This is a genomic window from Chlamydiota bacterium, assembly GCA_012729785.1.
Lineage (GTDB): Bacteria > Auribacterota > Tritonobacteria > UBA1439 > UBA1439 > UBA1439.
The window spans coordinates 47,703-61,365 of sequence record JAAYCL010000020.1; the positions used below are offsets into that span (position 1 = coordinate 47,703).

13 protein-coding genes are annotated in these 13,663 nt (G+C 69.8%); 10 read left to right on the forward strand and 3 right to left on the reverse strand.

Annotation, left to right across the window (positions count from 1 at the left end):
• Position 1: 1 nt before the first annotated feature.
• From GXY35_04295 to GXY35_04325, 7 genes are all read left to right on the forward strand, one after another.
• Positions 2 to 982, forward strand: a complete 981-nt coding sequence (locus GXY35_04295) for a protein BatD (protein ID NLW93804.1) — start codon at positions 2 to 4, stop codon at positions 980 to 982.
• The gene (locus GXY35_04300; protein ID NLW93805.1) at positions 982 to 1,977 is read left to right on the forward strand and encodes a VWA domain-containing protein; all 996 of its coding nucleotides are present in this window, start codon (positions 982 to 984) and stop codon (positions 1,975 to 1,977) included. Before GXY35_04295 ends, GXY35_04300 begins: the two co-directional genes overlap by 1 nt.
• Before the next feature lie 6 nt (positions 1,978 to 1,983).
• Complete coding sequence (locus tag GXY35_04305) at positions 1,984 to 3,024, forward strand: VWA domain-containing protein (GenBank protein NLW93806.1); 1,041 nt, start codon at positions 1,984 to 1,986, stop codon at positions 3,022 to 3,024.
• Positions 3,021 to 3,680: a tetratricopeptide repeat protein gene (locus GXY35_04310; protein NLW93807.1), complete on the forward strand. Its 660-nt coding sequence runs from the start codon at positions 3,021 to 3,023 to the stop codon at positions 3,678 to 3,680. Before GXY35_04305 ends, GXY35_04310 begins: the two co-directional genes overlap by 4 nt.
• A 2-nt stretch (positions 3,681 to 3,682) precedes the next feature.
• Positions 3,683 to 4,408, forward strand: a complete 726-nt coding sequence (locus GXY35_04315) for a hypothetical protein (GenBank protein NLW93808.1) — start codon at positions 3,683 to 3,685, stop codon at positions 4,406 to 4,408.
• Positions 4,409 to 4,473: 65 nt separating this feature from the next.
• Positions 4,474 to 6,318: a protein BatD gene (locus tag GXY35_04320; GenBank protein NLW93809.1), complete on the forward strand. Its 1,845-nt coding sequence runs from the start codon at positions 4,474 to 4,476 to the stop codon at positions 6,316 to 6,318.
• The gene (locus GXY35_04325) at positions 6,312 to 7,142 is read left to right on the forward strand and encodes a hypothetical protein (protein ID NLW93810.1); all 831 of its coding nucleotides are present in this window, start codon (positions 6,312 to 6,314) and stop codon (positions 7,140 to 7,142) included. Before GXY35_04320 ends, GXY35_04325 begins: the two co-directional genes overlap by 7 nt.
• Before the next feature lie 5 nt (positions 7,143 to 7,147).
• Here the strand turns inward: GXY35_04325 and GXY35_04330 are convergent, their stop codons facing one another.
• Genes GXY35_04330 through recJ form a run of 3 tightly spaced genes read right to left on the reverse strand, consistent with a single transcriptional unit; the run spans position 7,148 to position 10,339 of the window.
• Positions 7,148 to 7,384, reverse strand: coding sequence for a hypothetical protein (locus GXY35_04330; GenBank protein ID NLW93811.1), 237 nt, complete (start codon positions 7,382 to 7,384; stop codon positions 7,148 to 7,150).
• Between the two features lie 26 nt (positions 7,385 to 7,410).
• Positions 7,411 to 8,613: an MFS transporter gene (locus GXY35_04335; protein ID NLW93812.1), complete on the reverse strand. Its 1,203-nt coding sequence runs from the start codon at positions 8,611 to 8,613 to the stop codon at positions 7,411 to 7,413.
• Positions 8,614 to 8,626: 13 nt separating this feature from the next.
• A complete protein-coding gene (gene recJ / locus GXY35_04340; GenBank protein ID NLW93813.1) occupies positions 8,627 to 10,339 on the reverse strand; it encodes a single-stranded-DNA-specific exonuclease RecJ in 1,713 nt (570 codons plus the stop codon).
• Positions 10,340 to 10,413: 74 nt separating this feature from the next.
• On the opposite strand from recJ, the gene GXY35_04345 reads away from it, so the two are divergent.
• Genes GXY35_04345 through GXY35_04355 form a run of 3 tightly spaced genes read left to right on the forward strand, consistent with a single transcriptional unit; the run spans position 10,414 to position 13,606 of the window.
• Positions 10,414 to 12,657 carry an alpha/beta hydrolase gene (locus tag GXY35_04345; GenBank protein ID NLW93814.1) on the forward strand — a complete coding sequence of 748 codons (2,244 nt, stop codon included), beginning with the start codon at positions 10,414 to 10,416 and terminating at the stop codon, positions 12,655 to 12,657.
• Positions 12,654 to 13,013 carry a hypothetical protein gene (locus GXY35_04350; protein NLW93815.1) on the forward strand — a complete coding sequence of 120 codons (360 nt, stop codon included), beginning with the start codon at positions 12,654 to 12,656 and terminating at the stop codon, positions 13,011 to 13,013. Before GXY35_04345 ends, GXY35_04350 begins: the two co-directional genes overlap by 4 nt.
• On the forward strand, positions 13,010 to 13,606 hold the full coding sequence (locus tag GXY35_04355; GenBank protein NLW93816.1) for a methyltransferase domain-containing protein: 597 nt from the start codon (positions 13,010 to 13,012) through the stop codon (positions 13,604 to 13,606). Before GXY35_04350 ends, GXY35_04355 begins: the two co-directional genes overlap by 4 nt.
• Positions 13,607 to 13,663 lie beyond the last annotated feature (57 nt).

Below are 13,663 nucleotides of genomic sequence, written 5' to 3' on the forward strand. Positions count from 1 at the left end.
GGTGACGACGAGAACCGGCTGCGTCCTTCTGTGCAGTGCGCCGCTCCTGGCGGGCTCCGTCGCGCGCGGCGCAGAGGCGCCGGCGTGGCGTCCGGAAGGGGTGCGCGTCACCGCGTCGGCCGCCCCCACGAGGGTGACGGTCGGCGACCCGGTGCGGTACGCCTTCTCCGTCTCCGCCCCCGAGGGGCTCGAGATCGATCTCCCGCCCGTCGCCGCGCGGGCGGGGGATTTCAGCGTGCGGGAGACGGGACGCGCGGTTCGCCGCGACCCGAAGGAGAAGCGCGAAGAGGTCGCGGCCGTCTACGACCTGCGCGTCTACGAAACCGGCGACAAGGAGATTCCGCCGTTCAGGGCGATCGTGCGGGACCGGGAGGGGAGGTCGGCGGAGATCGACGGCGGCGCCGTCGCGGTGACGGTGGAGAGCGTCCTCGACGCGGATTCGAAGGAGATACGGGATATCAAACCCCCGATCGCCCTGCGGCGGTTCCCCGCCCGGCTCGCGGCGATCCTCGCCGCCGGCGCGGGCGCCATCGCAGTCGCGGCCGCCTTGGTGTTGCGCCGCCGCCGGCGGCGGGAGGCCGCGCCCGCCGTTGCGCCGCGCCCGCCGCACGAGATAGCCCGGGAGGAACTCCGGCGGCTTCGGGCGATGCATCTGCCCGAAGCGGGACGCGTGGCGGAGTGCTATGTCCGGCTCTCGGGAATCGCCCGGCGCTACATCGAGGCGCGGTTCGGCCTGCGGGCGCCCGACAGGACCACCGAGGAGTTTCTCGCCGAGGCGGGCAGGGGGGGCGTTCTGGATGCCCGGGCGCGGGTGCTCATCGGCGATTTTCTCGAGCGGTGCGATCTGGTGAAGTTCGCGCGCTACGGCCCCACCGCCGGGGAGGTGGACGGGGCGTTCGATGCGGCGGAGCGATTCGTGGAGGAGACGGCGCGGGAACGCGAGACGGGAGAGGTGCGAGGGGAGACGGGAGGAGTGGCCTGATGCGCTTCCAGAGTCCGCTGCTCCTCCTGCTGCTGCTCGCGATCCCGCCGGCCGCCTGGCTCCGGCTGCGCCGGCGCCCGCCCGCGGTGAACTTCCCCGCCTTCAACGCGCTCCGGGAGGCGTTGCCGGCGGGAAGGATCCGCCTCTCCCGCCTCCCGCTCATCCTCAGGTGCCTGGCGGCCGCCTGCATCGTCCTCGCCCTGGCGCGGCCGGTGCAGGGGGTCGGGCGCGCAAGGGTCTTCGCCGAGGGGATCGACATCGTGCTGGCGCTGGATCTGTCCAGCAGCATGGACGCCCGCGACATGACCGGCGATTTGCGGGTGAACCGGCTCGACGCGGTGAAGGAGGTGGTGAAGCAGTTCATCCCGGCGCGGCGCAACGACCGGATCGGGATCGTCGCCTTCGCGCGATACGCCTACACCATGTCCCCGCTCACGCTCGACCACGACCTGCTCCTGGAGATCGTCGACCGGCTGAAGATCGTCCCGCGCGGGGGGGAGGAGGACCGGACCGCGATCGGCTCCGCCATCATCGCCGCCGTCGCGCGACTGAAGGATTCGGAGGCGAAATCCAAGGTCGTCATCCTCCTGACCGACGGGGTGAACAACATCGGCGAGATCGGCCCCGAGAGCGCGGCGGAGATCGCCAAGAGCCTAAAGATAAAAATCTACACCATCGGCGCGGGCACGAAGGGGCTCGCCCCCTACCCGGTCTCGGTGATGGGGCGGGTCGTCTTCGAACGCGCCCCGACCGACATCGACGAGGAGACGTTGCGCATGATCGCGCGGACGACCGGCGGGCAGTACCACCGGGCGCAGGACGAAGAGGCGCTCCGGCGGATCTACGACCGGATCAACGCGATGGAGAAGGTTCAGATCGAAGAGGACCGTTTCTCCGAGCATCGCGAACTGTTCCCGTTCCTCCTGATCCCGGCGTTCGTCCTCCTCTTCGCGGAGGCGGCGGCAGGCGCGACGGTGTTGCGGAGGCTGCCCTGATATGCAGTGGGGAAACGCGTCGTTCCTGCATCTGCTCTGCTGGTGGCGGCCTTCGCCCTGTTCCTGAAATGGGCCGCGGGTCGTCGGCGCAGGGCGCTGGAGAGATTCGCCGAGCCGGCGCTCGCCCCCGCCCTCGTCATCGGCCTGAGCGGCCGGCGGCGCAAGGCGCGGGCGCTCCTTTTGACGGCCGCCCTCGCCCTCATCGCGGTCTCCCTCGCCCAGCCCAAGTGGGGCTACCATTGGCGGCGGGTGACGCGGGAGGGGATCGATATCGTCATCGCCATGGACACCTCCAAGAGCATGCTCGCCGCGGACGTGAAGCCGGACCGCCTCACCCGGGCCAGGATGGAGGTGAGCGAGCTGTTGGACCGCCTGCGGGGGGACCGGGTGGCGCTCGTCGTCTTCGCGGGGACGGCCTACACCCTCTGCCCGCCGACGCTCGACTACGCGGCGCTCCAGATGTTCCTCAAGGCGGTGCGGGTGGGGGTCGTTCCGCTCGGCGGCACGGATATCGGGGGCGCCATCGGGCAGGCGATCCGCATCTTCGAGGAGGGCGAGCGCGAGCACCGCGCGCTCATCCTCCTCTCAGACGGGGAGGATCTGCGGGAAGGGACCGAGGCCGCGGCGAAGAGGGCGAAGGAGCTCGGCGTGAAGATCTTCTCGGTGGGGATCGGGAGCCCGTCGGGCGAGCTGATCCCTGTCGAGGACGACGCGGGGGGCACAAGCCACCTCAAGGACCGCGAGGGGCGGGTCGTGCAGACGAAGCTGGACGAGCGCACGCTCCAGCAGGCGGCCTTGTTGACGGGGGGCGCCTACGTCTATCCCTCCGGCGGAACCTTCGGCCTCGTGACACTGTACGAGCAGGAGATCGCCGAGATGGAGAAGAAGGAGCTCGTGGAACGGCAGCGGAGGGTGTACGTCAACCGGTTCCAATGGCCGCTCGCCGCGGCGTTCGTCCTCCTCTGCGTGGAGACGGCGATAAGCGAGCGGATGGGCCGCAGGAAACGGGGGCCCGCCCGGGCGGGAGTCGGGGGGCGCGGCGCATGAGCGGATTCGGCGCGTGGAGGAGGATCGGGGCGGGCGTCGCCGCGGCGGCCCTCTCCGTCTCCTCTCTCGGCCTCTCGTATCCCGCCGCGCGGAAAGCCGTGCGGGGCGACGAGGCGTACCGGAGGGGCGACTACGGGGAGGCGCTGCAGCGCTACTCGGAGGCGCTGGCGGAGGCGCCCGAGGAGCCGCGGCTCTTCTTCAACATCGGCGACGTCCTCTACCGCCAGGGGGGCTACCCCGAGGCCGTGAAGTTGTTCCAGAGGGCCGCGGTGACGGGCGATTCGCGGCTCCGCGCGAAGTCGTGGTACAACATCGGCAACGCGCACTACCGCTCCGCCGCGCGGGAAGGCGCGCCGGAGGCGGCGGGGCAGGCCGGCGACATGGAGGCGCTGAAGCGGTCGGCCGCCTCCTACATCAGGGCGCTCGAGTGCGCCCCCGACGACCTGGACGCGAAGTACAACCTCGAGTTCGTCCAGCGAGAGATCCGGAAACTGGAACAGCAGCAGCAAAAGCAGAAAAACAAGGAGGAGGAGAAGGAAAAGGAGAAGGAGAAGGACAAGCGGCAGGAACAACAAGACAAGGATGATAAAGACAAAGAGGACGAGCAGGACAAGCCGCCCCAGTTCACCTATCGCCCTGCGCCGGACGAGGAGTGAGTATGCGATTGAACGCAGTGCCGAGTCGCGCAGTTATCGCTGCGGTACTGGTGTGTGCGGCATCTGTGACCCCGCGCGCCCATGCCGCCAAAAACGATGTGCCGTCGGGCGCCGGCCGGACCGAAGTGGATACAAAGGGCACGCCCATCTGGTGGCAGGGCATGCTACACAAGGACGGCGATGTCGATTGGTACCGCTTTGATTCAGAAGAGCCGGGGATGCTCAATCTGGCGTTTGAAAAACCTGCAGGGAAGGAGTTCTTCTGTAGCCTTTTTTCGGAGGGCGATACCCGCACGCCTATTATTGCGGTGCCGCCCGGAGAGGTGGGGAAGAAGTTCAACGGATACACCGCTGTGAAACTGGGAAGGGGGACGTACTTCCTCAAGATCTGGGGATCGCCGGGCCATTTCTCCAAGAAGCAGGATGAGAAATATCAGTATGCGCTCACCGTGCCGATGGGGGGCGGCACGGGGGGCGGCGCCAACCAGCAGCAGCCTCAGCAGGAGCATGAAACCCCCCAGCCGCAGCAGGCGCAGCCGACCCCCCAGGTGACGCAGACCCCCCAGGCGCGACAGGAAGGACAGCCGGTCCCAAAGGCAGGTGGAGAACTGACGGAGGATCAGGCAAGGGCGCTGATCGAGGCGCTCGAGCGGGAGGAGCGCGACCCCACGCACCTGCTCCAGATCGAGGGCGCCCCCGCAGAGACGCACGCGGACAAGGATTGGTGACGGTCGCGGTTCCCGGCATCTCGTTGCTGGTTTCCGCGGGGAGCGGAGGATATACTTACGCCGGTATGCGCACGCTGGTCTGCGGCATTGTGGCGGCATGCATCTGCGCTCCGGGAAGCGCCGGCGCGGCGGAGCTCTCCGCCTCGGTGGACCGGAACGTCGTCTCCCTCGACGACCGGCTGGTGTTGAGCGTGGAGGTCTCGGGGGCCGGGCAGGGGAGCGCCCCCGAGCTCCCCCCGCTCGACGGTTTCGCCGTCGCCCACACGGAGCGCTCGACACAGATCCAGATCGCGAACTTCCAGATGACGACGAGCGCCCGGTACGACTACACCCTCGTTCCCCTCAAGGCCGGCAGGCTCGTCATCGGCCCCGTCACCCTGCGGGAGGGGGACCGGGAACAGCGCACGCCGCCGATCACGGTCGAGGTGCTCGACCGAGGCCGTCCGGTTCCCCCCTCCCCGCCGCCTTCCGGCGCCGGCCGCCCGGCTTCGCCCGCCCCGCGCGAACCCGACTCCGCCCCGGGCGCCGCGCCGCCGGAGCGGATGTTCATCGAGATCGAGGCCGACAAGACGAATCCGTGGCTCCGCGAGCAGGTCATCCTCACCTTCAGGTTCTGTTACGCCGACGTGGCGCTCGCGGATCAGCCCGTCTACGAGGCCCCCCCCGCGCACGGCTTCGTCGAGAAGCAGCTTGGCGACGGGAGGAGCGTCAACTCCACCCGCGTGATCAACGGCAGGCGCTACCTGGTAAGCGAGCTCAAGACCGCGCTCTACCCGTACCGGACGGGGGAGCTCGCCGTGGGCCCGGCGCGCCTCAAGGGGAACATCCTGGCCGATTCGCCGCGTCGCGCGCGCCCCCCGCGCGGCTTTTTCGACATGGACGATTTCTTCGGCGATCCGTTCTTCGGCGGCTTCGTCAAGAAGCCGTTCTCGCTCGTCTCCAACGAACTGAAGATCGACGTCCGCCCCCTCCCGAAGGAGGGGGCGCCGGAGGGGGAGGTCCCGGTCGGCAGGTACCGACTCGCGGTGGAGGCCAAGCCGCGGGAGGTCCGTGCGGGCGACCCGGTCACGCTCACGATGACGCTCACCGGCGAGGGGGACCTGGAGCGTGTGCCCCCGCCCCGGGTGCGCGCCCTCGACGGCTTCAAGAGCTACGAGCCGACCGGGAGCGTTTCGGCGGGGGGCAAGACGTTCGAGCAGGCGATCGTGCCGCTCGACGAGAAGATCACCGAGATCCCGCCGGTGATCTTCACCTATTTCGATCCCGGCGAGGGGCGGTACGTGACCCTGAAGGAGGGCCCCGTTCCCCTGAAGGTGCTCCCGCCGCAGGAGGGCAACGGGAAGATCGTGAGTCTGCCGTCGGCGGCGGGGGGGCGGGACGTGCAGCTCATCGAGAGGAACATCGTCTTCATCAAGACCTCGCCGGGAACGCTGAAACGGGAGGCGGCCACGGAGGCGCCGGGAGTTCGTTTCTGGCTCCTCCAGGCGGTTCCACTTATCGCGGTCGCCGCGGCGGCCGCGCACGCGCGGCACCGGTCGCGCCTTCGCTCCGACCGCGGGTATGCCCGCCTCCACCGCGCCGGGCGGGCCACCCGGGCGCGCCTGAAATCGGTCGAGAGGGCGATGCGGAAGGGGAACGCGGAGGAGTTCTACGGCGGCATCGCGAAGGCGGTGAGCGGCTATGTCGCCGACCGGCTGAACATGCCGGCGGGGGGGATGACGCCCGATCTGGTCCGCGAGGCGCTGGCCTCGCGGGGGGTGGACCCCGGGCTCATCCGACGCCTGGACGAATTGTACCGGACCTGCGACCTCGCGCGTTTCGCCCCCTCCGGCGCGGCGGGGAACGAGATGGCGCACTGCCACGGCGAGGCGACGGGGGTGCTGGAGGAGCTCAGGAGGGGGAGATGGTGAGACCGACGGGAACCGTGCTCCTTTTCGCGTCGCTCCTCGCCGCCCCGCTCGCCGCCGGAGGCGCCGAAACGGCGCCGCTTCGCGAGACGCCCCAATCCGCGGCGGCCGCCGCGGGCAGGCCGGAGACGAACGCCGACCCGCGCGAAATCTTCGCGCGCGCCAACCGTCTCTACGAGGCGGGCGACTACGCCGCGGCGGCGGTGGGGTACGAGAAGCTGGCGAAACGCGGCTACCGGGGCGGGAACCTCTTCTACAACCTCGGGAACGCCTACCTGAAGCTGGACCGGAAGGGGCCCGCGATCCTCTGCTACCGGAAGGCGTCGCGGTTCCTTCCGCGGGACCAGGACCTCAAGAGCAACCTCGACTACGCCATTTCCCTCATCGAGGATCGGCTGGAACCGGCGCGCCGGTCGCCGCTCCTGCGGCGGTGGGACGCGGCGGTCGGTTGGTTCACCCTGCCGGAGTGGCTGCTCGCGGCGGCGGCGATCCTCTGGGCGCTCTGCGCCTCGCTGGTCGTCATGATCTACGCCCCGCCCGCGCGGCCCGCCTTCTCGAGGGTCTCCGCGACGCTCGCTGTTCTCCTCCTCGCCGCCTCCGCGGCCGCCTTTTCCCGCGCCCGCGTCGAGAGGCGCGAGGAGGCGGTCATCCTCGCCCGCGAGGCGCGCGTCAGGTACGGCCCCTCGGAGAACGACGTGGTCGCCTTCCTGCTCCATGAGGGGGCGACGGTCGAGGCGAGGAACGAGAAGGGGGACTGGCGCCAGGTGTCTCTCCCGGACGGGAAGGCGGGGTGGGTGCGGAAGGAGGAGTGCGGCCTCGTCCAATGAGCGCGTCAGCGCCGGAGCCGCAGCTCCTTCAGGGCGCGCTCCAGCTCCTCGACGCGGGCCTTGAGCCGCTCCTTCTCCATCGTCTTCTCCTTGCTCCTGACGTGGACGAGCATGCCCAGCACGGTGAACATCAGCGCCCAGGTCACCGCGCGGCCCGAACCGCCCGCGTGGTGCATGATCAGAATCTCCTCGAGGATGCCGTAGATCCCGAGGATGCACAGTACCACACACCAGAAGAGCATCGATCACCTCCCTCCGCCGGCGCCGCTCACGAACGAAGTATAGCGCACCGTCGCGGGTTCGTATACGGGGAAGCGCACGGCTCCTCCGTCGCGTATCGGTAGTCGTCGCGGGCGAGGAGGATGAGCGGGATCGCCGCGAGACTGCACGCCCCCGCCGCCAGATACGCCGCCGAAAAGCCGAACCGCCCGCCCGCCCACCCGAAGACGAGCGCCCCCGCGGACTGGGATCCGACCATCAGCAGGTAGATGAGGCCGCTCGCGCCGCCGAGGCGCGCGCGGGGAAAGAGCCGGGCGATGCCGAGGTAGGAGAAGACGGCGAAGCCGGCGTCGCCCGCCTCGTGGACGAGTCGGAAGAGGAACGCGGGGACCGTGTTTCGCGCCGCCCCGAAGGCGATGAGCCCCGCGCCGGAGAGGGCGATCGCGCCGAGGGCCAGGCGCAGGGTCGACGCCCCGCGGTCCCGCCGCGTGCCGAACCAGTAGGAGCAGCAGGCGAGGAAGATGATCGGGACGCCCATGAAGATTCCCGCCTCGGCGGTGCCGAGGCGGAGATCGGTTTCGAGGAACGGCGCGTAGCAGGCGATCTCCGCGCCCCAGTGCAGGCAGAAGAGGAGGATGGCGGCGGCGAAGAGGAGCACGCGCCGCGAGGCCAGGTCGCGCGCGTAGCGGCCCAGCGGCTCGATGCGCACGGTGACCGGGCGGAGGAGAACGGCGCATCCCGTCAACGCGAGGGAGAACGCCGCGGAGAGGAGGAAGACGGCGCGGAAATCGAGCCGCGCGAGGAGGAGGCTGCCGGCGATGATCCCGCAGCCCATCGCGAACTGGGTGAGGAGGTTGTAGAAACCGATCGCGCGGCCCTGGCGGCTCCGGTCGTGGGTCTTGAAGAAAAGGGCGTTCATCGTGACGCGCACGATGTTGTTGCCCAGGCCGCCGACGAGAAACAGCAGGACCAGGGCGGCGAAGCCGCGGCAGAAGGCGAGCCCGAGGTAGAAGACGCAGGTGAGGGCCAGTCCGGCCACGGTGTTCCCCCTCGCGCCGAAGCGGTCCTCGAGGAGGCCGACGAAGAAGGAGCCGAAAATCGCCGTGGCGGTGTAGAGCATCAGCAGGACGCCGATCCGGCCCCCGGCCATCCCGAGCCCGGCCAGATGGATCGAGTAGATGAAGTAGCTGAAGTAGGTGAAGAAGGCGTAGGCGCCGATGAGCGCGTGGTTGAGGAATTTGTCCCTGTCCATCCGTCCGCCGGGGTTACCCGGCGCCTCCCGAGGGCCTGAAGTCCTTGAGGATGAGTTCCGTCCGTTTCACGCCGCGCCACTCCCCCCGGCGGGGGGCGTAGGCGATGTCGAGCGGGCCGCCGGAGAGCTCGGGGAGGCGATGCGCCATGTTCCAGCCGACGCACTCGAGCGGGTCGGCGCCCGGCTCGGGAGCGACGAGGGCGAACTTGAGGTGCGTCCCGCTCGCGCCCATCGTCCGCGGCGCCCCCGCCACGTGCACCCGTTCCGAAACGATGACCGGCTGCGGGTTCCCCGACCCGAACGGTTCGAGGCGACCGAGAAGGCCGAGGAAGGCGGGATCCAGCTCGCCGAGCGGAAGGGCGCAGTCGACGGAGAGGGAGGGGACGAGGTCCTCGTCGGAGAGGAGCTCCTCGGCGACCGCGCTGAACCGCTCGCGGAACGCCTCGATGTTATGGAGGGGCAGGGTGAGCCCGGCGGCGAGACGGTGCCCCCCGAACGAGGAGAAGAGGTCCCGGCATCGGGAGAGGCCGCCGAACAGGTCGAAGGCGGGGATGCTGCGCGCGGAGCCGTGGCCCCCCTGCGCGTCGAGGGCGATGACCACGGTCGGGCGGTGGTACCGTTCCAGTATCCGCGCCGCGACGATCCCGATGACGCCCGGGTGCCAGTCCTTTCCCGCGACGACGAGCGCCTTCCGCCGCCCGGCATCCCCGCTTCGCTCCACCTGGAGGAGCGCCTCCCCGGCGATCCGCTTCTCGATCGCCTGGCGGCGGGCGTTCAGCCGGTTGAGGGCATGCGCGGCCGGCCGGCAGTTCGCGAGGTCCCGCGCGAGGAGCAGGCCGGTCGCCTCCTCCGGCGAACCGACGCGACCCGCGGCGTTGATCCGCGGGCCCACCTGGAAGGCGAGATGGCGCGCCTGCACCGCCCCCGGGTCGATATCCGCCGCCAGGAGCAGCGCCTCGATCCCCGGGAGCGGTTCGCGGGCGAGGGCTTCGAGGCCGAGCATCGCGATGATGCGGTTCTCGCCCCGGAGCGGGGCCACGTCGGCGACGGTGCCGAGCGCCGCGAGCTGGAGCAGCTCCCCCCACGGGAGGCGGGCCGGGAGCGTCTCCACGAGCGCGCGGGCGAACTTGAGGACGACGCCCGCGGCGGCGAGGTCCCCGAACGGATAGGGGCACCCCTCCTTCTTCGGGTTGACGACCGCCGTCGCCGGGGGGAGGGGCCCCTTGGGGAGATGGTGGTCGATGACGATCACGTCCAGCCCCGCCTCGCGGGCCTCGGCGACCGGGCCCGCCGCCTCGGTGCCGCAGTCGAGCGTGACGATGAGCGAGGCGCCGAGGCGGCGCGCCGCGCGCACCCCCCGGGCGTTGAAGCCGTACCCCTCGGTCAGGCGGTTTGGATGGATGAACGCGTAGCGGAGCCCGAGCGCCTCGAGCACCTTCCCCATCGCCGCGGTGGAGCTGATGCCGTCGACGTCGTAGTCGCCGAAGAGGAGCACCGTCTCCCCGCGTTCCCGCGCCATGCGCAGACGCACGGTCGCCTTCTCCATTTCGTCCATCAGGAGGGGGTCGTGGAGGTCGGAGATGCGCGGGGAGAGGAAGATACGCGCCGCCTCGGCGGTGGCGATTCCCCTGCCGGCGAGGATGCGGGCGAGGGGGAGGGGGAGGGACGCATCGGCGGCGAGGCGGGCGACCTCCCCCTCGTCCACGGCACGGATCCGCCAGCGCATCGCACCCCCCATACCCGCATGCGGGCCGTTGTTGTGGAAGGCGGCCCCGCACGGTGTGCTATACTACCATAGAAATGAGAAGACGGTTCATCCCCGCACTCCTGCTCCTCCTCGCCGCGCATGGCTGCGCCCTGATCGGCGGGCGCGCGCCGTGCGTCGACACGGCACGGCGCCTGCAGGAGCTCGACGCCGCGCTCACCGATGCGGAGCGGATGTGGAGGGAGGCGATCGACGATCCGTGGACCGAGCCCGAGCTCAGGCGGAGCTACGCGGAGATGCAGAATCTGTGCCGGGAATGCGGCGCCCGCCGCGGCGGCTTCGAGAGCGTGGAGCAGAAGACGCTCTGCGACCGCGTCGCGAGCCCGTTCGAGATCTACCACAACCGGCTCCGCGTGCAGGTGAACAACCTCGAGGAGCAGATAGAGATCAGGGACCTCAAGGGCGCCCCCGAGCCGAACACGGTCGCCTACGAATACAAGCGGCGCCCCTCGAGGGACAACCTCGAGAAGCTCCGGAACGTCTTTTCCCAGGTCCACCGCTACTACGTCGGCGATCGGTACACCTGGACGCGGTACATCAACAAGTACGCCTTCCAGAAGTCCCGCAGCGACCATTTCGGCGCGGCCTTCGCCGCGCGCGACGCGGAGTACCGCGCCCTGCGCGACACGCCGGGCGCGGAGCGGCGCGAGGTGCGGCTCGCCCGCAAGCGCGCGGAGTTCGCCTTCAAACGGCTCAAGAACGAGTACCTCGACAACGATCTTCCCCCCGCGGGGGAGGTGAACGCGTTCTTCCTCGCCCGCTCGCTCGATGACTACCACCGCCTCGCCAGGGAGGAGGCCGCCGACGCCGCGACGCGGGCCGCCAACGGGAGACGCAAGGAGGTCGTCGTCTTCGTCCACGGGCTCGGGGAGACGAGGCGCTCGTGGGGGAGGCTCCCCGAACTGCTCGCCCGCGAGGATACGGTGAACCCGTTGCCGGGGGGGATCTACTTCAAGGTCTACCTCTTCCAGTACGACACGGTCGAGGACTCCAAGAGCGTGGAGGGGTTCAAGAACGAGCTCGCCGGCTTCATCAGCGACGTGCGGCGGGACGAAGGCGTCGAGCGCATCCACCTCGTCGGCCACAGCTTCGGCGCGGTCCTCTCCCTCAAATACATCGGCCACCAGGCGGACGAATTCCTCGAGGGGGTCGACGCGAACGATTCGCGGCGCGTCGCCGAGACGCTCCTGCGCGCCCGCCTCGAGGGTAGATTCGCGCCGACGGTGAAGAGCTTCACCTCCGTCGCCGGGTCGCTCTGCGGGAGCGAGATCGCCAACATCGCGGGCGACCGATTCATCCCGCAGGAGCGGCTCTTCCGCAGGTCGCTCCCCCTCTTCCGCAGCGGCGTGCCCGGCTACGGCGACATCCAGGTGCGCGAGAACCAGATCGGCAGCGAGGTAAACATCGCCTCCTTCAGGCGGCTCGACACCGAACACCCGCTGGATCCGCTGGGGCTCCTCGGCATCCTCCCGAAGGGCGCCCGGGAGGAGGCCGGGGGGGACGCGGAGACGCTCCGGGCGGCGGCGATACCGACGCTCTGCATCGTGGGGGATCCGGTGAAGATCCAGTCGTTCTCCACGGCGAAGGGGTTCCTCAAGCTGGGGGAGGCGTGGAGGATCTTTTGGGTGGACGGTCTCGCGCAGGTGCTCGGCTCATTCCAGAGGGATGAGGACGACGGCCTGGTGAAGAGCTACAGCGCCAACCTCAACCACGGATGGCTGACCGGGGCGGGGGAGGAGATCGGCTACCGCAGTGCGGGGGTGCGCTACGCCCCGTACGCGCACTTCAGCCTCTGCCGCGTCGACTCCCGGCAGCACCCGACCTACCGCTACCTCGTTTCGTTCCTCAGCGGCCGACTGTTGCCGCAGCTCGGAAAGTCGTTCCACCGGATAGAGCTGTTCGGGACGCTCCTGCGGGTCTTCCCGGAGGGGATCGACCCGGTGCGGGCGCCCGGCTCGTCGTTCATGCCGGAGGAGCGCGTCGTCTACCTCGACGACCGCAAGCTGGTGCTTCCCCGCCTCCGGATCCGGCCCGTCTTCGACCGCCGCGGCGGGGAACCGGCCACGGAGAACGTGCGCCTGCGGCATCCGACATGGAACAGGATGACCGGGGTGCATTTCTGCGAGGGCCGGGTGCGGGACCTGTCGCGCCCGGCGCGGGTTGTCTACCTGATTTCCGCCGACGGCTACGAGGATATGCGCGTCTCCATCCCGGTGCAACCGGGGGAGGCGACGTACGCCGTCGATCTGACGCTGAAGAAAAAGGGAGGGAAACCGTGAACCTTGCGATTCTCGCGGCCATCACCGCATTTCTTGTCTCCCCGTCGGCGGTTGAGGGGGAGGAGTACAGCTTCTCCGAGGGGGAGGGGAGTTTCTACGCCCTGCGGCACCGCCCGGCGGACCAGGAGCCGCACGAAGAGGTGGTGGGGTCCTGGATCGCGATGAACCGGGCGAGGAGGCAGGCGCGCGAGGGCGGCTACGAGCTCGAGATCAAGGGACCGTTCGGGGGCCCCCGCGAGGCGTCGTCGTTCATCCGGAGGGCGTGGAATCCGGAGTTCGGCAAGCCCAAAAAGCCGGTCTACATCGTCACCCCGCGTTCGAGTCCCACCGTGGGGGGGGGGGCCGCTTCGCAATGAGCCGCATCCGCTTTTTCCTCAACTTCATCAGGAGCCCGCGGCAGGTGGGCTCGGTGACGCCCAGCAGCCGGTGGCTGTGCAGGCGTCTCCTGGGAGCGGCGGATTTGCCCGAGACCGGTTGCGTCGTGGAATTCGGCCCCGGCACGGCCTGCCTCACGCGGATGATCCTCGACGCGCTCCCGGCCGGCGCGCGCCTCATGGCGTTCGAGATCAACCAGGATTTCGTGGAGATGCTGCAACGCGAACTGCCGCACCCGCGGCTGCTGCTCGTCAACGACAGCGCCGAGCACGTCGAGCGGCACCTGCGCGCCCGCGGGTACGACGGGGCCGACTACATCTTCTCCGGGCTCCCGTTCACGACGATCCCGTCGGCCCTCCGGGAGCGGATACTCCGCGCCGCCTATGCCGCCCTCAAGCCCGGCGGGAAGTTCATCGCCTACCAGTACTCGTTGATCCTGCGGCGGATGCTCCTCGGGATCTTCGACGACGTGCGACTGGGCTTCGAACCCCGGAACATCCCTCCGGCGTTCTGTTTCGTCTGCACGAAGCGTTCGTCGGAACCGCGCGGATCGGAGCGGGGACGGGGAAGCTGAATCCGGCCGCGGGGCGAGGATCGGCCTGATCGGCCAGCGGACCGGCACGGATATCCG